Source organism: Streptomyces nojiriensis (genome assembly GCF_017639205.1).
Lineage (GTDB): Bacteria > Actinomycetota > Actinomycetes > Streptomycetales > Streptomycetaceae > Streptomyces > Streptomyces nojiriensis.
In genome coordinates, this window is the sequence record NZ_CP071139.1 from 3,891,147 (window position 1) to 3,910,209 (window position 19,063).

Below are 19,063 nucleotides of genomic sequence, written 5' to 3' on the forward strand. Positions count from 1 at the left end.
GCGGGACGGCAGAGCCGCCCGGCGGACGCAGCGTTCGAGTGAACCCGCAGGTCACACCTCGTCACCACGCCCGCCGGGCACCGCGTCCGCTACCGGATCACCGCGTTCGACGGGCCCCGGGAGGCCGACAGGTCGCGGGCCACGGACTCCGCGTCGCGCAGCACCCGTACCGCGTTGGTCCAGGTCAGCTTCGCCAGGTCGGCCTTGGACCAGCCGCGCGTGAGCAGCTCGGCGACGAGGTTCGGGTAGCCCGCCACGTCGTCCAGGCCGGAGGGGGTGAAGGCCGTGCCGTCGTAGTCCCCGCCGATGCCGATGTGGTCGATGCCGGCCACCTCGCGCATGTGGTCCAGGTGGTCGGCCACCGTCGCGGCCGTGGCCACCGGGCGCGGGCGCGCCTCCTCGAAGGCCCGGTGCAGGGCCATCGCCTCGGGGGTGGTGTCCAGGTGGTGGAGACCGTGCACCCGCAGGTTCTCGTCCGCGGCCAGGGTCCACTCGACGGCCGCCGGGAGGATGAACTTCGGTACGAAGGTGGCCATCGCCACCCCGCCGTTGCCCGGCAGCGTCGCCAGTACGTCGTCGGGGATGTTGCGCGGGTGGTCGCAGACGGCCCGCGCCGAGGAGTGCGAGAACACCACCGGTGCGGCCGAGACCGCGATCGCGTCCCGCATCGTCGTCGCCGCGACGTGCGAGAGGTCCACCAGCATGCCGACACGGTTCATCTCGCGGACGACCTCGCGGCCGAAGTCGGTCAGACCGCCGTGCCGGGGCTCGTCGGTCGCCGAGTCCGCCCAGTCGATCGTGTCGTTGTGCGTGAGCGTCATGTACCGCACGCCCAGCTGGTGCAGGGCGCGCAGGGTGGCCAGCGAGTTGTTGATGGAGTGGCCGCCCTCGGCACCCATCAGCGAGGCGATCCGGCCGTCGGCGCGGGCGGCCTCCATGTCGTCCGCCGTCAGCGCCCGCACCAGGTCGCCGGGATAACGGTCGATCAGCTGGGCGACGACGTCGATCTGCTCCAGGGTGGCGCTGACCGCCTCGTCACCGGCGTAGTCGGAACGCACGTAGACGGACCAGAACTGCGCGCCGACCCCGCCGGCGCGCAGCCGGGGGATGTCGGTGTGCAGGTGGGCGGACTGGTCGCCCGCGATGTCCCGTCGCGCCAGGTCGTACCGCACCTGCTCGCGCAGCGCCCAGGGCAGGTCGTTGTGGCCGTCCACGACGGGATGTTCGGCCAGCAGCTCGCGCGCCTCGTCCAGACGCTGCGCCGCGCTCACTTCCCGAACCCGAAGGACTCCGCGTTCGCGACCTTCGTGCGCAGCCGCTTGCCCTTCTCGGTGGCCTGGTCGTTGAGCTCCTGCTGGAAGTCGCGCATCCGGGCCAGCAGCTCCGTGTCGTGGGCGGCCAGCATCCGTACGGCCAGCAGGCCCGCGTTGCGCGCCCCGGCGACCGAGACGGTGGCGACGGGAACCCCGGCCGGCATCTGGACGATCGACAGCAGCGAGTCCATGCCGTCGAGGTACTTCAGCGGCACCGGCACACCGATGACCGGCAGCGGGGTGACCGAGGCGAGCATGCCGGGCAGGTGGGCGGCGCCGCCCGCGCCCGCGATGATCGCCTTCAGCCCGCGGTCGGCGGCCCGCTCCCCGTACTCGACCATCTCGCGCGGCATCCGGTGGGCGGACACGACGTCGACCTCGTAGGGGATCTCGAACTCGTCGAGGGCCTGGGCGGCCGCCTCCATGACGGGCCAGTCCGAGTCGGATCCCATGACGATGCCGATGACGGGGGCTGCGGTGGTGCTCATGCGGTGACCGTTCCTCTGAGGTAGTCGGCAGCGTGGCGTGCGCGCTCCAGCACATCGTCCAGATCGTCGCCGTAGGTGTTGACGTGGCCGACCTTGCGACCGTGTTTCACGTCCTTGCCGTACATGTGGATCTTGAGCTGGGGGTCGTGGGCCATACAGTGCAGATAGGCCGCGTACATGTCGGGGTAGTCCCCGCCCAGCACGTTCGCCATGACCGTCCACGTGGCGCGGGGACGCGGGTCGCCCAGCGGCAGGTCCAGGACCGCGCGCACGTGGTTGGCGAACTGGGAGGTCACGGCCCCGTCCTGGGTCCAGTGACCGCTGTTGTGCGGGCGCATCGCCAGTTCGTTGACCAGGATCCGGCCGTCGGTGGTCTCGAACAGCTCCACGGCCAGGTGGCCGGTCACGCCGAGTTCCTTGGCGATGCGCAGGGCCAGGGCCTGGGCCTCTCCCGCCAGGGCCTCCGAGAGGTCCGGGGCCGGGGCGATCACCGTGTCGCAGACCCCGTCCACCTGGCGGGACTCGACGACGGGGTAGGCCACTGCCTGGCCGTGCGGGGAGCGGACGATGTTCGCCGCGAGCTCGCGGACGAAATCGACCTTCTCCTCCGCGAGGACCGGGACGCCCGCCTTGAAGGGGGCCGCCGCGTCCTCGGGGGTGCGGACGAACCACACGCCCTTGCCGTCGTACCCGCCCCGCACGGTCTTGAGGATGACGGGGAACCCGCCCACCTCTTCGGCGAAGGCGGCCACGTCGTCCGGATCGCTCACGATCCGGTGGCGGGGGCTGGGCGCGCCGATCTCGTCGAGCTTGGCGCGCATCACCCCCTTGTCCTGGGCATGCACCAAAGCGTCGGGCCCCGGGCGGACGGGGATGCCGTCCGCTTCCAGGGCCCGGAGGTGCTCCGTGGGTACATGCTCGTGGTCGAAGGTGATCACGTCACAGCCGCGCGCGAAGGCACGCAACGTCTCCAGGTCGCGATAGTCGCCGATGACGACATCGCTCACGACCTGGGCCGCCGAGTCCTGCGGAGTGTCACTGAGGAGCTTGAATCTGATGCCGAGGGGGATGCCCGCCTCGTGGGTCATGCGGGCGAGCTGGCCGCCGCCGACCATACCGACTACCGGGAACGTCACTCCTCCAGGGTATCCGCCGGTATTCGGCCATCAGGACCCGCATGGATACGGCCCCGGCCCGATCCGCCCGTGTGCCGTGTGTCGCAGGGTGCCGGAAGGCACAGACGCAACACAGGGGGGAGACTTAGCATGGGTGGGTTGACGGAGAACACCGGACGCCCCGTAAGCGGGCGGTGACCGACAGGACTGACCTACTGATGAGCACGCCTGGCGGATCTGTCGTCGAACGTGTACGCGGCCTCGTACGAGAGGTGGCCAAGTTCGGGGCGGTCGGCGGTCTGGGTGTCCTGGTCAACCTGGGTGTCTTCAACCTGATCCGCAACACCACCGATCTGCAGGTGGTGCGCGCGAGCGTGATAGCCACCGTCGTGGCCATCGCCACGAACTACATCGGCTTCCGCTACTTCGCCTACCGGGACCGCGCCAAGAGCGGCCGCACCCGCGAGCTGGTCCTGTTCGCCGCGTTCAGCGGCATCGGCCTGGTCATCGAGAGCGGTGTGCTCTACGCCGCCACCTACGGGTTCGGCTGGGACGGCCCGCTCGCCAGCAACGTGTTCAAGTTCATCGGCATCGGGACCGCCACCGTGTTCCGCTTCTGGTCGTACCGGACCTGGGTCTTCAAGGCCCTGCCCGTGCCGGCGGAGCCGGCCGAGCCGATGCCGGAGCCGGCGCCCCTGCCGAAGCCGGACCGCAGGCCGGAGCCGATCCCCGAGCCGGCGCCCGCGAACAACTAGTACGGACGTCCTAGCGGACCGTGGCCGGCGGTTCGGCCCGTTCCGGGGCCGTCCGGCTGAGGAACAGGGCGAACACCGGCGGCTGCGTCTGGAGCAGCTCCAGGCGTCCGCCGTCCGCCTCCGCGAGGTCCCGGGCCACCGCGAGGCCGATCCCGGTGGAGTTGCGGCCGCTGATGGCCCGCTCGAAGATCCGGTTGCCGAGGTCCGGCGGGACGCCCGGTCCCTCGTCCGTGACCTCCAGCACCGCCTGGTTGCCGATCACCCGGGTGCGCAGCGCGACCGTGCCGCCGCCGTGCATCAGGGCGTTCTCCACCAGGGTGGCCAGCACCTGCGAGACCGCGCCCGGGGTGCCGACGGCCCGCACGCCCTGCCGTCCGGAGCGCACGATGGCCCGGCCCGCGCTGCGGTAGGCCGGCCGCCACTCCTCGACCTGCTGCTTGACGACCTCGTCCAGGTCGAAGGGGACCGCCGAGCCCGTCCGCGGGTCCCGCGAGTTCGTGAGCAGCCGCTGCACCACGTCCGTGAGCCGCTCCACCTGGGTCAGGGCGATCGTCGCCTCCTCCCGGACGGTCGCCAGGTCGTCGGTGACCGTGATCTCCTCCAGCCGCATGGAGAGCGCGGTGAGCGGGGTGCGCAGCTGGTGGGAGGCGTCCGCGGCCAGGCGCCGCTCGGCCGTCAGCATCCGGCCGATCCGCTCGGCGCTGGAGTCCAGCACGTCCGCGACCCGGTCCAGCTCGGGGACCCCGTAGCGTTTGTGCCGGGGCCGCGGGTCGCCCGATCCGAGCCGCTCCGCCGTCTCGGCCAGGTCGGTGAGCGGGGAGGCCAGCCGGTTGGCCTGCCGTACGGCGAGCAGGACGGCCGCCACGACGGCCAGCAGGGCCACCGCGCCGACCACGGCCAGGGTCCGCCCGACCTCGCGGGTCACGGTGGAGCGGGACTCCTCGACGACCACGACCTCGCCCTGCTCCCCGCGGGCGGTGCCGCGGATCACGCTGTCGGGGATCGGGGCGCCCACGTCCACGGCCGGCTGGCCGGGGACGGTGATCCGCGCGTGGTGGCCGACGTCCAGCTGTTCGCCGAGGGCCACGGGGTCGATCGGCTTCTTCTCCAGGACGTTCGCCTCGACGATGCCCACGAGCCGCAGCGCCTCGGACTCGATGCGGTCCTGGGCGCTGCTGGTGATGGTCCGGGTCTCCACGATGACGAGGGAGACCCCGAAGACGGCGATCACGACGAGCACCACGGCGAGCGTGGAGTTGATGAGGCGGCGGCGCATGCCCTAGAGCATGCCCCAGGTGGAGCCGCAGGAGGCGGTCAGCTCTTCTCGAAGCGGAAACCGACGCCGCGCACGGTGGCGATGTAGCGGGGGTTGGCGGCGTCGTCGCCCAGCTTCTTGCGCAGCCAGGAGATGTGCATGTCGAGGGTCTTGGTGGAGGACCACCACGTGGTGTCCCAGACCTCGCGCATGAGCTGGTCGCGGGTGACGACCCGGCCCGCGTCGCGGACCAGGACCCGCAGCAGGTCGAACTCCTTGGCCGTGAGCTGGAGCTCCTCCTCCCCCATCCAGGCCCGGTGCGATTCGACGTCGATCCGCACGCCGTGGGTGGCGGGGGGCTGGAGGGCCTCGGTGGCGCCGCGCCGGAGCAGGGCCCGGACCCGGGCGAGCAGTTCGGCCAGCCGGAAGGGTTTGGTCACGTAGTCGTCGGCGCCGGCGTCCAGGCCGACGACCGTGTCGACCTCGTCGGCCCGGGCGGTGAGGACCAGGATCGGGAAGCCGTGCCCCTCGGCGCGCAGCCGGCGGGCGACCTCCAGGCCGTCCATGCCCGGCAGTCCCAGGTCGAGGACGACGAGGTCGACGCCGCCCTGCAGTCCCGCGTCCAGGGCGGTGGGGCCGTCCTCCCGGACCTCGACCTCGTACCCCTCCCGGCGCAGGGCACGGGCCAGGGGTTCCGAGATGGATGCGTCGTCCTCGGCGAGCAGTACACGCGTCATGTGGGTGATGGTAGTCCGCGGCGGCTGAAACCAGAGGCCTGCGGGAAGACCCCTCTCTATCTGGGCTTATGAACTACTAAGCGCCTTCGAATATGGTCGAACGGTTCCCGGCGCGCCTTGTGATCCATCTCTCAAGTCCTTTCATATGCCGCAGTGTCGTGTCGTATGGTGGCGAGACGCCTGATGCAATACCTCAAGGACCTTTGTGCCGAAAAGCAGCGCGAAGGTCTCTATTTCTGTCCTGAACCGGACGGACGGTCCTCTCAAGGGCCGGCCCGGCCCGTCTTGACGACAGTGAATGACCTGTTGGCCGGGCCCCTCGCGTGATGACTGCGCGGGAGGGCGTGGATCCCGGTTACGGATGTCCTTCCGCCCCCATCCCCGTGGGGCGGCCCCCCGAGGCGTGGGGTGGGAGGTCCGTCCGCCGGTGCCGGCCACCCCCCACCGGGCGCGGATGAGCTCACGAAGCCGATGCGTCCCGAGCAAGCAAGGATCGACCATGGCTTCCAGCCTGACGAGGGACTCGGCGGACCAGTCCACCGAGAAGACCTTCTTCGGACACCCCCGTGGCCTGGCCACTCTGTTCATGACCGAGATGTGGGAGCGTTTCTCCTACTACGGCATGCGTGCACTCCTGGTGTACTACCTGGTCTCGGGCGGCGCCGACGCCGCCACGGGCAGCCAGGGTGGCGGTCTGGCCATGACCGCGGCCACCACCACGGCCATCTACTCCGTGTACGTCTCCATGGTCTACCTGATGGCCATGCCGGGCGGCTGGTTCGGTGACCGTGTCTGGGGCGCCCGCAAGACGGTCGCCATCGCCGGCTTCGTGATCATGGCCGGTCACCTCTCCCTGGCCGCACCCGGCCAGGCGATGTTCTTCGTCGGCCTGATCCTCGTCGCGGCGGGCTCCGGTCTGCTGAAGGCCAACATCTCCACGATGGTCGGTCACCTGTACAACGGCCCGGAAGACCCGCGCCGTGACGGTGGCTTCACGCTCTTCTACATCGGCATCAACCTCGGTGCCTTCGTCGCCCCGCTCGTCGTCGGCACGGTCGGCAAGGAGCACAACTGGCACCTGGGCTTCGCCCTCGCCGCCGCCGGCATGGGCCTGGGTCTGGCCCAGTTCCTGCTCGGCACCAAGCACCTGAGCCCGAAGAGCAGCATCGTTCCGAACCCGCTCTCGGCGGAGGAGCGCAAGGCCGTCCTGACCAAGGTCGTCCTCGCGGTCGTGGGCATCGCCGCCTTCTACGGCGCGGTCGTCGCCCTCGGCGCGTACACGCTGAACTGGGCCCTGGTCCCGCTGACCCTCGCCGGTCTGTTCATCCCGATCGCCGTCCTGACCCGCATCAAGCGCGACAAGGACCTCTCGGGCGCCGAGCAGTCGAAGATGACCGCGTACATCTGGTTCTTCATCGCCGCGGCCGTCTTCTGGATGATCTACGACCAGGGTGGCTCCACGCTGTCCCTGTTCGCGGACGACAAGACCGCCGACACCGTCTTCGGCCTCGGCTTCTCGGCCACCTGGTACCAGTCGCTGAACCCGCTGTTCGTGATGGCGCTGGCCCCGGTCTTCGCCTGGCTGTGGGTGTGGCTGGCGCGCAAGAACCAGGAGCCGAACACCATCGTGAAGTTCGCGATGGGCCTGGTCCTGATCGGTGCCTCGTTCTTCGTCTTCATCGTCCCGATGAACATGGCGGGCGGCGACGTCAAGGTCTCCCCGATGTGGCTGGTCTCGATCTACATGATCCAGACCATCGGCGAGCTGTGCGTCTCCCCGGTCGGCCTCTCCGTCACCACGAAGATGGCCCCGCAGAAGTATGCCTCCCAGATGATGGGTGTCTGGTTCCTCGCGGTCACCGCCGGTGACTGCATCACCAGCCTCCTCTCCATCGGCGGTGTGGACCTGAACGGTCTCGGCGTGATCGCCCTGCAGGCGGCAGCCGCCGTCGTGGCCGGCTTCGCGATCTACGCATACCGCAAGAAGGTCCAGGCGCTCATGGGCGACGTGCACTGACGCACCCCCTCTGACGCACGCGGCGGCCCGGCACACCGGAAGGTGTGCCGGGCCGCTTCGCGTGTCAGCGGGTGCCGCGCAGGCGGCGCCACGGGGTGAAGGTGAACACCGCGCCGCCGAGCAGGATCACCGTGCCGGCGACCAGGGCCAGGGCCGTGATGCCGCCCTCGCCCTCCGCGCCGGTCTCGGCGAGGCCGCCCGAGGTGCCGCTGCCGGAGGCCGTGGCGGAACCGGAGCCGCCCGGCTGCGCGGCGGTGTCCAGCTCCAGCGAGACCCCGCTGCTCGTCGCCTTGCAGGGGACGTTGATCGGGGTGGCGCCGGGGGCCATCGTGACGTCGATCGTCAGCTGGTCCGGGCTGAGCGTCACCTTGCCGCTCTTGCCGGGCTTGTAGGTGCCGGTCATGTCGCTGAGGCTGACCGGGGCCTTGTCCGGGATGGGCTCCGCGTTGGCCGGGCCGGAGACCTTGACCGTGCCGCTGTCCGCCCCGCCGAGCTTCACGTCCATCGAGGGCTTGAGCGCTCCCGCGGGCAGGGCCATGGGCGCCGCCATCGCACCCTTGGCGGTCTTGACCGTCAGGTCGTAGCTGCCGCCGTTCTTCTTCGCGTTGATCGTGACCGGGGTCTTGATGCCGCCCGGGACGACCGGCCCGCAGTCGAAGGCCACCTCGACCGCCTTGCCCGGGAAGTCGGTCTGGCCTCCCCCGCCGCCGGAGGCGGAGCCGCCCGAGGCCGATCCGCCCGAGGTGGTCGTGGAACCGCCGGTGGTCGTGGAGCCGCCCGTTGTCGTGGAGCCGCCCGTGGTGGCGCCACCGGTGGTGGTGCCACCGGTCGTCGTACCGCCGCTGGAGCCGGCCGCCACGTCGATGGTGGCCCCGACGCCCACGGCGCCGGTCGGCGCGCACTTGGTGACGAAGGTGCCGAAGGAGAAGGTGACGGCCACGTCGTACTTGCCGGGGGTCAGCGTGATCTTCCCGGCCTTGGTGAGCTTCAGCTTGCCCTTCATCACGGACATCACCATGGGCGCCTTCTTCGGGATCGGCGGGTTCTTCTTCTCCCCGACGACCTTCAGCTCACCGCCACCGCCGCCCACGGTGATCCAGCCGGTGGGCTGGACCGCGTCCTGCGGGATGTCCATCAGGTCCGTGTTGTTCGAGGCCGGCTTCACCGTCTCCCAGGACACGTCGACCTCGTCGCCGACCTTCGCCGAGGCGGGAGCGGTGACCTTGGCGGTGGTCTCCCCCTCCACCGGGCTGCCGCCCCCGGCCGGGGGCACGCACTTGACGTTGAACTTGGTCTCCGCGGCCTGGGCGGGAGTGGCTCCGATGGCGATACCGGCGCCGCCGAGCAGCAGCGCGATCACGGCCGCGCTCACCCTCCGTTGGGTTTTCACGAATGTCCCTTCGTCGTCGAACGGTTCTCAGACGGTGCGGACGCCTGTGGTGCTGTGCCCGGCGCGCTGTCCGGGGTGAACCACGGCAGGACCGCCGTGGTGGTCTGGGGGGACTGCTCCGGGCGGTCGGGGCCCGGGGCCGGCTCAGGGGGCCGCCGGGCCGGGATCCTCGGCAGCCGGGCCGTCACGGCGGAGGCCGCGGCCGCGGGACCCGTACCGCGGTGGCGGCCGGGTGCGGGCGCGGCGCGCGGCCGCACCCGGTCGACGACCGCCATGCCGATGCGGAAGACCGCGGCCGGGATCACCAGCAGGAGCAGGCCCCAGAAGAGCAGCACCCCGTACGGGCGGTCCACGCCCCAGGGCTGCGTGGCCACCACGGTCTCCCCGTACTTGAGGGAGATCGTGTAGTCGCCGTGGGCGCCGGCGGCGAGGCCCACGTCGAGCGCGATCTCCGCCTTGCCGCCGGGCGGGATGGTGCCCTTCCAGCGGGCCTCCTCCCACAGCGGGGCGAACACCCCGTGCGCGGTGCCGAGCTGGAAGACCGGGTCCTTGACCGGGACGGCGCCGAGATTGCCGACGGTGACCTTGAACTTCCGGGTGGGCGGGGCGCCGAACCAGGTCAGCACCCCGTCCTCGCCCTCCAGCCGGACCCCGGTGAGCATCGCGAGGCGGGCCGTGCCGGATTCGGCGGGCAGCTCGGCGACCGGGTGGTCGGTGATCTTCAGCGGGGTCGCGACGGTGGACTGGTCGCCGTTGACGGAGGTGACGTTGACGATGCAGGGGCACGGCTTGGGCGGTGCCACCACGGGCAGCTGGGCGGTGAACCGGCCGTCGTCGGCGACCGAGACGGCGGCGCCGTCGGCGTTGGCGCAGCTGTTGGTGCCGCCGATCATGTTCTGGCCGCAGACCAGCAGCATCACCAGGGTCTTGGCCGGCCAGCCGGTACCGGTGACGGTGATCTTGGTGCCCTTGGCGGCCTCCTGGAGCGAGAGCGTCACGGCCGGCTTGCCCTCGGCGGCCGCGGCCGGGCCCGTGGGGAACAGGGCGAGGGCGCACACCGCCAGCAGCGCTCCGACTCTTCTCACCTGGCGGCTCCCGTCAGTTCGTGGTGCGGTGCTGGGGTCGTCGGTCCGGCCGCGGGCGGCGCGTCCGGCGCCGGGCCCGGTCCCGGCAGGGGCCGCCGGCGGCGTACGAGGTACAGCGCGGCGGCGGTGGCCGCGCCGAGGCCGAGCAGGCCGGCCCCGGTCCGGCCGGCCGGGCCGCCGGGGACGAGCCAGCGCGAGCCGGTGGCCACCGCGCGGGCGCCGCCGGGGGCGGTCACGGTGAGGGTGACGCGGACCCGGTCGAGGGCCGGGGCGCCGGGCCAGGGCTCGGTGAGCTCCACCCGCTGGCCGGGGAGCAGTTCCACCGGCAGGGTGCGGCCGCGGGGCGGGTCGGACGCCTCGCCGAGGAGGGCCTCGGCGCGGATCCGCAGCTCCGGGGCGAGGGCCACGTTCCCGCGGTTGACGAGGGTGTAGGCGATGACGGCGGCCCGGCCCCGGCCGCGTACGGCGACGTCCTCGACCGTGAGGGCGGCCAGGGTCGGGCCGCCGACCCGCAGGTGGACCCGTACCCCGACCTCGTGGCCGCCCTCGGTGGCGATCACGGCGGCGGGGTGGTCGCCGGGCGGGGACGCGGGCGGCACGGTGAGGGTGAAGGGGACCACGGCGCGGGTGCGGGGCGGGACCTTCACCGTGGTGGCGGCCCCGAAGCTGATCCAGGAACCGGCTCCGGTGGCCCCGGTGCCGGGCGCCGCCGGACGGACCGCGAAGGCTCCGTCGGCCGTGTTGTAGGCGTCGGCCCCGCGCAGTGTGACGGTGCGCTCCCGGTCGGTGGTGTTGGCCAGGGCGAGGCGGTCCTCCAGCACGGTGCCGGCGGCACCGGCCAGGTAGAAGTACGGGCGGACGGCGGCCGCCGCTCCGGGGGCGGGCTCGGCGGTCCAGCCCGGCTCGTCGGCGGCCGCGGCGCGCGCGGGAGCCGCGTACAGCGTGACGGCGGCGAGCAGGAGGACGGCGGCGGCGCGCCTCAGGGTGTGGAGCACGTGCATGACCGGGGTGCTCCGTTCAGGACCGGGCCCGCCGGCCGCGCCGGGTCAGCCAGAGCACGCCGACGGCGCCGGAGAGCAGCACGGTGCCGCCGAGGGTGCCGAGGGCCAGGGCGGAGTCGGCGGGCCCGGTCTGCGGGAGGGTGTCGCCGGTGGTGTCGGCGCCGGACTGCGCGGTCCCACCGGTCCCACCTCCGGGTGCCGTGACGTCCAGTTCCAGCGAGGGCTTGGGGCTGTTGCCGGGGGTGCAGGTCGTCGTCGTGCCCATCGCCATGATGGTGAGCACCCCGGCGGTGAAGGTGACCTTGCCGCTCTTCTTGGGCGTGTAGGTGCCCGAGAGGTCGGTGATCTTGATGGGTGTGTCCGGGGGCACGGCCTCGGGGTTGGACGGACCCGAGACCGGTACGGACGCCTTCTCCGCGCCGTCGACGAGGATGACGGCGCTGGGGCTCATCGCCCCCTTGCCCAGTTCGATCGGGCTGGACGAGACCCCCTTCTGGAAGGTCATCGTCAGCTTGTACCCGTCGCCCTGCTTGACGGCCTTGATGTCGATGGGCGACACCGCCGACTTGTCCCCGATCGGGGTCTTGCAGTCGTAGGCGACGTCGACGACGGCGGCATGGGCCGCGGGGGCGGTGAACAGCACCGCCGATCCGGCCAGCGCGGAGGCCAGCGCGAGCGCGGTGGAGCGTTTGCGGTCGGACACCTTCGTCTTCCCCTCGGGCCACAGAAAACTGACGACACATCAGATCGGTGGCTCAAGGTAAGCCCGGGGGCTTACGGAGGGAAGACAAAGGACAACCCGGGATTGACCGTTCGTCAGTGCACGCGGCGGCCCCGCTGCCAGACGCCGGAAACGAGCGGTACGCCGGGCCGGTAGGCGAGGTGGACATGGCTCGGGGCGTCCAGCAGGGCCAGGTCGGCGCGGGCCCCCGGCGTCACGCGGCCGATGTCCTCGCGGCGCAGGGCGCGGGCGCCGCCGGCGGTGGCCGACCAGAGGGCCTCGTCGGGGGTCATCCGCATGTCGCGGACGGCGAGCGCGATGCAGAACGGCATCGAGCTCGTGTAGGAGGAGCCGGGGTTGCAGTCCGTGGACAGGGCGACGGTGGCGCCCGCGTCGATCAGGCGCCGGGCGTCGGGCCACTGGGCGCGCGTGGAGAACTCGGCGCCGGGCAGCAGGGTGGCGACGGTGGTGCCGGCCGCCTGCGCGAGGGCGTCCACGTCGGCGTCGGTGAGGTGGGTGCAGTGGTCGGCGGAGGCCGCTTCGAGCTCGACGGCGAGCTGGACGCCGGGCCCGTAGGAGAGCTGGTTGGCGTGCACGCGGGGGATCAGCCCGGCGGCGGCACCGGCGGTGAGGATCGCGCGGGCCTGGTCGCCGTCGAAGGCGCCCTTCTCACAGAAGACGTCCACCCAGCGGGCGTACGGGGCGCAGGCCGCCAGCATCTCACCGGTGACGAGGTCGACGTAGGCCGCCGGGTCCTCGGCGTAGTCGGGGGAGACGATGTGCGCGCCGAGGTAGGTGACCTCCTCGGTGTGCGCGGCGGCGATGCGCAGCGCGCGGGCCTCGTCGGCGACGGTGAGGCCGTAGCCCGACTTGGTCTCGAAGGTGGTGGTGCCCTGGCGGCGGGCCTCGTCGAGGTGGCGCACCAGGCCCGCCTCCAGCTCCGCGTCGGAGGCGGCGCGGGTGGCGGCGACGGTGGTGCGGATGCCGCCGGCGGAGTAGGCGCGGCCCGACATCCGGGCGTTGAACTCCTGGGTGCGGTCGCCGGCGAAGACGAGGTGGGAGTGCGAGTCGACGAAGCCGGGGATGACGGCCCGGCCCTGCGCGTCGAAGCTCTCGTCCGCGGCCGGCGCGTTGGCGGCGGGGCCGACCCAGGCGATGGTCTCGCCGTCGATGACGACGGCCGCGTTCTCGATCAGACCGAGGGGGCTGCCATCGCCGAGGGCGGGGTCATTGGTGACGAGGCTGCCGATGTTGGTGATGGCAGTGGTGGTCATGGGGGTTCCTCTCAGAGGGTTCGTTCCCCCACCCCGCCCTTTCGCCGTTTCCTGGGGCTCCGCCCCAGACCCCGGTCCTCAATCGCCGGACGGGCTGAAAGATCCAGCCCGTCCGGCGATTGAGGACCGGGTCCGGGCAGAGCCCGGTTTCGGGAAGGGGCGGGGTGGGGGAAAGGCCCGCCGCAGGCGCCGCGGTCAGGCGCGCAGGGCTGCGATGGACTCGGACAGGGCCGTCGGGACGTCCCCGACCAGGGTGTGGTGGCCGTCGCGGACGATGTGGCGGCCGCCGACCACCGTGTGGCGGACGTCGGCGGCGGTGGCGGCGAACACCGCCGTCTCGGCGCCGAGGCGCGCCGGCGGGCCCGCCGTGCGTACGGAGTCCAGCGCGATCGTGGTGAAGTCCGCGAGCGCGCCCGCCTCCAGGCGGCCCGCGTCCGGCAGTCCGAGGGCGGCGTGGCCGTCCTCGGTGGCGGCCGCGAGCAGGGCGTTCGCCGTCCAGTGGCCCCGGGTGCGGCTGCGCAGGCGCTCGTTGAGCTCCATCGCGCGGGCCTCTTCGAGCAGGTCGATCACGGCGTGGCTGTCGCTGCCCAGGGACAGCGGGCTGCCCGCGTGCTGGAGCCGGGTCGCCGGGCCGATGCCGTCCGCGAGGTCGCGTTCGGTGGTGGGGCACATGCACGTACCCGTGGTGGTCCCGCCCAGGAGGGCGATGTCCGTGTCGGTGAGGTGCGTGTTGTGGACGCCGGTCGTGCGCGGGCCGAGCACGCCGTGGTCGGCCAGCAGCTGGGTCGGCGTGCGTCCGTGGGCGGCCTGGCAGGCGTCGTTCTCCGCGGTCTGCTCCGAGAGGTGGACGTGCAGGGGCGCCCGGCGCTCCTCGGCCCAGCCCGCGACGGTGGCCAGTTCGGCGGCGGGTACCGCGCGGACCGAGTGGATCGCCGCGCCGATCAGGGCGTGCTCGCGGGGCTTGAGGGCGCTCGCGCGCTCGGCCCAGGCCTCGGCGGTGCCGTCGGAGAAGCGCAGCTGGTGGGTGTTGGGTGCCTCGCCGAAACCCGAGGACAGGTAGGCGGTGTCCAGGAGCGTGATCCGGATGCCGGCCGCGGCGGCGGCCTCGATCAGGGCCTCGCCCATCGCGTTCGGGTCGGCGTAGGCGGTGCCGCCGGGCGCGTGGTGGACGTAGTGGAACTCGCCGACGTTGGTGATGCCGGCCAGCGCCATCTCGGCGTAGACGGCGCGGGCGAGCGCGAAGTAGCTGTCGGGGGTGAGGTTCTGGGCGACCTTGTACATGAGGTCGCGCCAGGTCCAGAAGGTGCCGGAGCCGACCTGGACCGTGCCGCGCAGGGCCCGGTGGAAGGCGTGGCTGTGCGCGTTGGCCAGCCCGGGGAGGGTCAGGCCGCGCAGCACCTCGGCGCCGGGCGGCGGGGCGGCCACGCCGGTGCGCAGGGCGGCGATCCGCCCCTCGGCGTTCACCTCCAGGGCCACGCCCGGCTCGACATGAGTGCCGAGCCAGGCGTGCTCCAGCCAGTACGTCGTCAACGACATGCCAGGCCTTCCAGTACGTCGGCGAGGGCGAGGACGCCGGCCACGCAGTCGTCCTCGGCGGCGAACTCCCGCGGGGAGTGGGAGACGCCGGTCGGGTTCCGCACGAACAGCATGGCGGTCGGGACGGCCGCCGAGAGGATCCCGGCGTCGTGTCCCGCTCCGGTCCCGAGAACGGGGACCGAACCGCCCAGGATCCGGTTCATCTCGTCGCGCAGGGCGTGCTCGAACTCGACGACCGGGGTGAAGGACTCCCGGACGATGCCGAGGTCGATGCCGTCCTGGTCGGCGCGCTCGCGGGCGGCCTTCTCGATGGCCGTGACGACCGTGTCGAGGGTGGCCTGGTCGGCGGCCCGGGAGTCGAGCCAGCCGCGCACGAGCGAGGGGATGGCGTTGACCCCGTTGGGTTCGACCGAGATCTTCCCGAAGGTGGCGACGGCCCCGGCGAGGGCCGCCTCCGTACGGGCGGCCAGCACGGTCGCCGCGTAGGTGAGCATCGGGTCGCGGCGGTCGACCAGCCGGGTGGTGCCGGCGTGGTTGGCCTCGCCGCGGAAGTCGAACCGCCAGCGGCCGTGCGGCCAGATCGCGGAGGCGATGCCGACCCGGTCCCCGGACAGGTCCAGGGCGCGGCCCTGTTCCACGTGCAGCTCGACGAAGGCGCCGATGCGGCCGAGGCGTTCGGGGTCGGCCCCGATGGCCTCGGGGTCGTATCCGGCGGCCTCCATGGCCTGGGGCAGGGAGATGCCCTCGGCGTCGCGCAGCTCGTACGCCTTCTCCTTGGTCAGCTGCCCGGCGGCGAGCCGGGAGCCGACGCAGGCGAGCCCGAAGCGGGCGCCTTCCTCGTCACCGAAGTTGGTGATGGCCAGCGGCCTGGAGAACTCCGCGCCCCGGCTGCGGAGCTCGTCCAGGGCCGCGAAGGAGGACACCACGCCGAGGGGGCCGTCGAAGGCCCCGCCGTCGGGGACGGAGTCCAGGTGCGAGCCGGTGACCACGGCGTCCCCCGCGAGGGGGTCGCCGAGCCAGGCCCACTGGTTGCCGTTGCGGTCGGTCTCGTACGTCAGCCCGCGCGCCTCGGCCTGCTCCTGGAACCAGGTCCGGCAGTCGGCGTCGGCCCCGCTCCAGGCGTACCGGCGGTACCCGCCGGTGCCGGCGTCGCGGCCGATGGGCGCGAGCTCGGCCCACATGTCGTGGAAGGTCACGCGTCGTCGCCCTCGCGCATGGGGACGCGGACGCCGCGCTCGTCGGCGACCGACTCGGCGATGTCGTAGCCGGCGTCGACGTGGCGGATGACGCCCATGCCCGGGTCGTTGGTGAGGACGCGGCGGATCTTCTCGCCGGCCAGCGCGGTGCCGTCGGCGACCGTGACCTGGCCCGCGTGGATGGAGCGGCCCATGCCGACGCCGCCGCCGTGGTGGATGGAGACCCAGGAGGCGCCGGAGGCCACGTTGACCATGGCGTTGAGCAGCGGCCAGTCGGCGATCGCGTCGGAGCCGTCCAGCATGGCCTCGGTCTCGCGGTACGGGGAGGCCACCGAGCCGCAGTCGAGGTGGTCGCGGCCGATGACGAGCGGCGCGGCGAGGGTGCCGTCGGCGACCATCTCGTTGAAGCGCTCGCCGGCCTTGTCGCGCTCGCCGTAGCCGAGCCAGCAGATGCGCGCGGGCAGGCCCTGGAAGTGGACGCGCTCGCCGGCCATCTTGATCCAGCGGTGCAGGGACTCGTTCTCCGGGAAGAGCTCCAGCATCGCCTTGTCGGTCTTGTGGATGTCCGAGGCCTCGCCGGACAGGGCGGCCCAGCGGAAGGGGCCCTTGCCCTCGCAGAACAGCGGGCGGATGTAGGCGGGGACGAAGCCGGGGAAGGCGAAGGCGCGGTCGTAGCCGGCCAGCTGGGCCTCGCCGCGGATGGAGTTGCCGTAGTCGAAGACCTCGGCGCCGGCGTCCATGAAGCCGACCATGGCCTCGACGTGCTTGGCCATGGACTCGCGGGCGCGGGTGGTGAAGCCGGCCGGGTCCTTGGCGGCGTAGGAGGCCATGTCGTCGAAGTCGACGCCGACGGGCAGGTACGCGAGCGGGTCGTGGGCCGAGGTCTGGTCGGTCACGATGTCGATCGGGGCGCCCTCGGCCAGCATCTGCGGGAGCAGCTCGGCGGCGTTGCCGAGGAGGCCGATGGAGAGCGGCTTGCGGGCGTCGCGGGCCTCGACGGCCAGCTGGAGGGCGTGGCGCAGGTTGTCGGCCTTGACGTCCAGGTAGCGGTGCTCGATGCGGCGGTCGATGGCGCGCGGGTCGACGTCGATGCAGATCGCGACGCCGTCGTTCATCGTCACGGCCAGCGGCTGGGCGCCGCCCATGCCGCCGAGGCCGGCGGTGAGGGTGATGGTGCCGGCGAGGGTGCCGCCGAACTTCTTGGCGGCGACGGCGGCGAAGGTCTCGTAGGTGCCCTGGAGGATGCCCTGGGTGCCGATGTAGATCCAGGACCCGGCGGTCATCTGGCCGTACATGGTCAGGCCCAGGTTCTCCAGGCGGCGGAACTCCTCCCAGTTGGCCCAGTCGCCGACGAGGTTGGAGTTGGCGAGCAGGACGCGCGGCGCCCACTCGTGGGTCTGCATCACGCCGACCGGGCGGCCGGACTGGACCAGCATCGTCTCGTCCTGCTTGAGGGTCTGCAGGGTGCGGACCATGGCGTCGTACGAGCGCCAGTCGCGGGCGGCCTTGCCGGTGCCGCCGTAGACGACGAGCTTGTCGGGGTGTTCGGCGACCTCGGGGTCGAGGTTGTTCTGCAGCATCCGCAGCGCGGCTTCCTGCTGCCATCCCAGGGTGCTGAGCTCGGTGCCTCGCGCGGCACGTACGGGGCGGGGTCCTGACATGGCGGTGCCTCCTCCGATGTTGGTCAATCTATTCACATCCTCTCGCTCTGAATAGATTCAGTCAACAGCTGCGGGCGGCCCTGTCGAATGATGGGATGGCCGACATGGGCACCGAGGAAGCCGCCGGGAGCGCTGCCGCGCGCCGCGATCTGGCCGTACGAGCCGCCGTCGAGCAGGGAATCGTCGGCGGGGCCGACCCCGCGCCACCCCTGGCCTGCCTGCTGGACGTCGCCGGGATCCGGGCCTCCGCCGCCGCCCTGACCGGCGCCTTCGCGGCCGCCCTCGCGCCCGCCACCCCCGTCCTGCACGCCTTCGCCGTCAAGGCCTGCCCGCTCGTCCCCGTGCTGCGGCTGCTCGCCGGCGCCGGACTCGGCTGCGAGGTGGCGAGCCCCGGCGAGCTGGCACTGGCCCGGGCCGCAGGGGTGCCCGCCGACCGGATCGTCCTGGACTCCCCCGCCAAGACGGTGGCCGAGCTGCGCGAGGCCCTGCGCTCGGCGTCGCCGTCAATGCCGACAGCCGGCAGGAGCTGGAACGCCTCGACGGGCTCGTCGGCCGCGCGCCGACCGCGTCCCCGATCGGCGTCCGGATCAACCCGCAGACCGGCGCCGGGGCCATCGACGCCCTGTCCACGGCCACCGCGACCTCGAAGTTCGGCGTCGCCCTGCGCGACCCCGGGGCGCGCGCCGGGCTCGTACGGGCCTACCTGGACCGGCCGTGGCTCACCCGCCTGCACATCCACTCGGGCTCGCAGGGCGTCCCCCTGGCCCTGATCGCGGAAGGCGTACGGGAGCTGCACGCGCTCGCCGAGGAGATCAACGCGGCGGCCGGGCGGCGCCAGGTCGACACCCTCGACATCGGCGGCGGCCTGCCGGTGAACTTCGCCTCGGACGAGGAGAGTCCCACCCACGCGGAGTACGTGGCCGCCCTGCGCGCGGCGGTCCCCGCCCTGTTCGACGGCTCGTACGGCCTGGTCACGGAGTTCGGGCGGTCACTGCTGGCCAAGCACGGCCTGGTCCTGGCCCGGGTGGAGTACACCAAGAGCAGCGGGTCCCGGCCGATCGCGCTCACCCACGCCGGGGTCCAGCTGGCGACCCGCACCGCGTACGCCCCGGCGGCCTGGCCGGTGCGGATCCTGCCCTACGACGCGAAGGGCGCCCCGAGGACCGGCGACCCGGTGGCCCAGGACGTCGCGGGCCCGGCCTGCTTCGCGGGCGACCTGCTCGCCTCGGCCCGCGAGCTGCCGCCGCTCGCCCCCGGCGACCTGATCGGCGTCCCGGACACCGGCGCGTACTTCTTCACGGCCCACTACGGCTACAACAGCCTGCCCCGCCCGGCGGTCCACGGCTTCACGCTCACCGCGTCGGGCGAGGTCCGCTTCCGCCTCGTCCGCCCGGCGCAGCGCCTCGACGAGATCGTGGCCGAAGCGGGCGGCGCCCACGGCGACGCCCTGCTGTAGCCGCTGCGCAGGGCCTCCCCGGGGCTCCGCCCCAGACCCCGCTCCTCGAACGCCGGAGCCCGG

At 72.6% G+C, this 19,063-nt stretch carries 15 protein-coding genes and 1 pseudogene; 3 read left to right on the top strand and 13 right to left on the bottom strand.

The genetic code is table 11. From position 1 onward, the window contains the following. Positions 1–89: 89 nt before the first annotated feature. Genes JYK04_RS18050 through JYK04_RS18060 form a run of 3 tightly spaced genes read right to left on the bottom strand, consistent with a single transcriptional unit; the run spans position 90 to position 2,937 of the window. The gene (locus JYK04_RS18050) at positions 90–1,271 is read right to left on the bottom strand and encodes a dipeptidase (protein ID WP_189735581.1); all 1,182 of its coding nucleotides are present in this window, start codon (positions 1,269–1,271) and stop codon (positions 90–92) included. Next, the gene (gene purE / locus JYK04_RS18055; RefSeq protein ID WP_189735579.1) at positions 1,268–1,801 is read right to left on the bottom strand and encodes a 5-(carboxyamino)imidazole ribonucleotide mutase; all 534 of its coding nucleotides are present in this window, start codon (positions 1,799–1,801) and stop codon (positions 1,268–1,270) included. The genes JYK04_RS18050 and purE overlap by 4 nt, the downstream gene beginning before the upstream one ends. Further along, positions 1,798–2,937, bottom strand: a complete 1,140-nt coding sequence (locus JYK04_RS18060) for a 5-(carboxyamino)imidazole ribonucleotide synthase (protein ID WP_189735577.1) — start codon at positions 2,935–2,937, stop codon at positions 1,798–1,800. Before JYK04_RS18060 ends, purE begins: the two co-directional genes overlap by 4 nt. A gap of 197 nt (positions 2,938–3,134) precedes the next feature. On the opposite strand from JYK04_RS18060, the gene JYK04_RS18065 reads away from it, so the two are divergent. Next, positions 3,135–3,671 (top strand): GtrA family protein, encoded by a 537-nt coding sequence (locus JYK04_RS18065; RefSeq protein ID WP_189735575.1) that lies wholly within the window; start codon positions 3,135–3,137, stop codon positions 3,669–3,671. A gap of 10 nt (positions 3,672–3,681) precedes the next feature. Here JYK04_RS18065 and JYK04_RS18070 read toward each other — a convergent pair whose 3' ends face one another. Further along, on the bottom strand, positions 3,682–4,947 hold the full coding sequence (locus tag JYK04_RS18070) for an ATP-binding protein (protein WP_189735573.1): 1,266 nt from the start codon (positions 4,945–4,947) through the stop codon (positions 3,682–3,684). A gap of 38 nt (positions 4,948–4,985) precedes the next feature. Next, positions 4,986–5,663 (bottom strand): response regulator transcription factor, encoded by a 678-nt coding sequence (locus JYK04_RS18075; protein WP_030724697.1) that lies wholly within the window; start codon positions 5,661–5,663, stop codon positions 4,986–4,988. A 499-nt stretch (positions 5,664–6,162) separates the two neighbouring features. On the opposite strand from JYK04_RS18075, the gene JYK04_RS18080 reads away from it, so the two are divergent. Beyond that, the gene (locus JYK04_RS18080) at positions 6,163–7,680 is read left to right on the top strand and encodes a peptide MFS transporter (protein WP_189735571.1); all 1,518 of its coding nucleotides are present in this window, start codon (positions 6,163–6,165) and stop codon (positions 7,678–7,680) included. A gap of 64 nt (positions 7,681–7,744) precedes the next feature. Here the strand turns inward: JYK04_RS18080 and JYK04_RS18085 are convergent, their stop codons facing one another. From JYK04_RS18085 to hutU, 8 genes are all read right to left on the bottom strand, one after another. After that, a complete protein-coding gene (locus tag JYK04_RS18085; protein ID WP_229875108.1) occupies positions 7,745–9,070 on the bottom strand; it encodes a hypothetical protein in 1,326 nt (441 codons plus the stop codon). Beyond that, positions 9,067–10,155 (bottom strand): hypothetical protein, encoded by a 1,089-nt coding sequence (locus JYK04_RS18090; RefSeq protein ID WP_189735567.1) that lies wholly within the window; start codon positions 10,153–10,155, stop codon positions 9,067–9,069. The genes JYK04_RS18085 and JYK04_RS18090 overlap by 4 nt, the downstream gene beginning before the upstream one ends. Then, a complete protein-coding gene (locus tag JYK04_RS18095; protein ID WP_189735565.1) occupies positions 10,152–11,156 on the bottom strand; it encodes a COG1470 family protein in 1,005 nt (334 codons plus the stop codon). Before JYK04_RS18095 ends, JYK04_RS18090 begins: the two co-directional genes overlap by 4 nt. A gap of 16 nt (positions 11,157–11,172) precedes the next feature. Then, complete coding sequence (locus JYK04_RS18100; protein WP_189735563.1) at positions 11,173–11,859, bottom strand: LPXTG cell wall anchor domain-containing protein; 687 nt, start codon at positions 11,857–11,859, stop codon at positions 11,173–11,175. 113 nt (positions 11,860–11,972) lie between these two features. Beyond that, complete coding sequence (gene hutI, locus JYK04_RS18105; protein ID WP_189735560.1) at positions 11,973–13,151, bottom strand: imidazolonepropionase; 1,179 nt, start codon at positions 13,149–13,151, stop codon at positions 11,973–11,975. A gap of 195 nt (positions 13,152–13,346) precedes the next feature. Then, a complete protein-coding gene (locus tag JYK04_RS18110; RefSeq protein WP_189735558.1) occupies positions 13,347–14,687 on the bottom strand; it encodes a formimidoylglutamate deiminase in 1,341 nt (446 codons plus the stop codon). Beyond that, positions 14,678–15,868, bottom strand: a complete 1,191-nt coding sequence (locus tag JYK04_RS18115) for an allantoate amidohydrolase (protein WP_189735726.1) — start codon at positions 15,866–15,868, stop codon at positions 14,678–14,680. Before JYK04_RS18115 ends, JYK04_RS18110 begins: the two co-directional genes overlap by 10 nt. 11 nt (positions 15,869–15,879) lie before the next feature. After that, positions 15,880–17,544, bottom strand: a complete 1,665-nt coding sequence (hutU, locus tag JYK04_RS18120; protein WP_189735556.1) for a urocanate hydratase — start codon at positions 17,542–17,544, stop codon at positions 15,880–15,882. Positions 17,545–17,639: 95 nt separating this feature from the next. Between hutU and JYK04_RS18125 the strand changes: the two are divergent. Continuing rightward, positions 17,640–19,000, top strand: a pseudogene (locus tag JYK04_RS18125) (type III PLP-dependent enzyme domain-containing protein). Positions 19,001–19,063 lie beyond the last annotated feature (63 nt).

Bases quoted from the DNA above. Each gene is read 5' to 3' on its own strand.
- purE (WP_189735579.1), bottom strand. From the start codon at position 1,801: ATGAGCACCACCGCAGCCCCCGTCATCGGCATCGTCATGGGATCCGAC.
- JYK04_RS18065 (WP_189735575.1), top strand. From the start codon at position 3,135: ATGAGCACGCCTGGCGGATCTGTCGTCGAACGTGTACGCGGCCTCGTA.
- JYK04_RS18070 (WP_189735573.1), bottom strand. From the start codon at position 4,947: ATGCGCCGCCGCCTCATCAACTCCACGCTCGCCGTGGTGCTCGTCGTG.
- JYK04_RS18075 (WP_030724697.1), bottom strand. From the start codon at position 5,663: ATGACGCGTGTACTGCTCGCCGAGGACGACGCATCCATCTCGGAACCC.
- JYK04_RS18080 (WP_189735571.1), top strand. From the start codon at position 6,163: ATGGCTTCCAGCCTGACGAGGGACTCGGCGGACCAGTCCACCGAGAAG.
- JYK04_RS18095 (WP_189735565.1), bottom strand. From the start codon at position 11,156: ATGCACGTGCTCCACACCCTGAGGCGCGCCGCCGCCGTCCTCCTGCTC.
- hutI (WP_189735560.1), bottom strand. From the start codon at position 13,151: ATGACCACCACTGCCATCACCAACATCGGCAGCCTCGTCACCAATGAC.
- JYK04_RS18110 (WP_189735558.1), bottom strand. From the start codon at position 14,687: ATGTCGTTGACGACGTACTGGCTGGAGCACGCCTGGCTCGGCACTCAT.
- JYK04_RS18115 (WP_189735726.1), bottom strand. From the start codon at position 15,868: ATGTGGGCCGAGCTCGCGCCCATCGGCCGCGACGCCGGCACCGGCGGG.
- hutU (WP_189735556.1), bottom strand. From the start codon at position 17,544: ATGTCAGGACCCCGCCCCGTACGTGCCGCGCGAGGCACCGAGCTCAGC.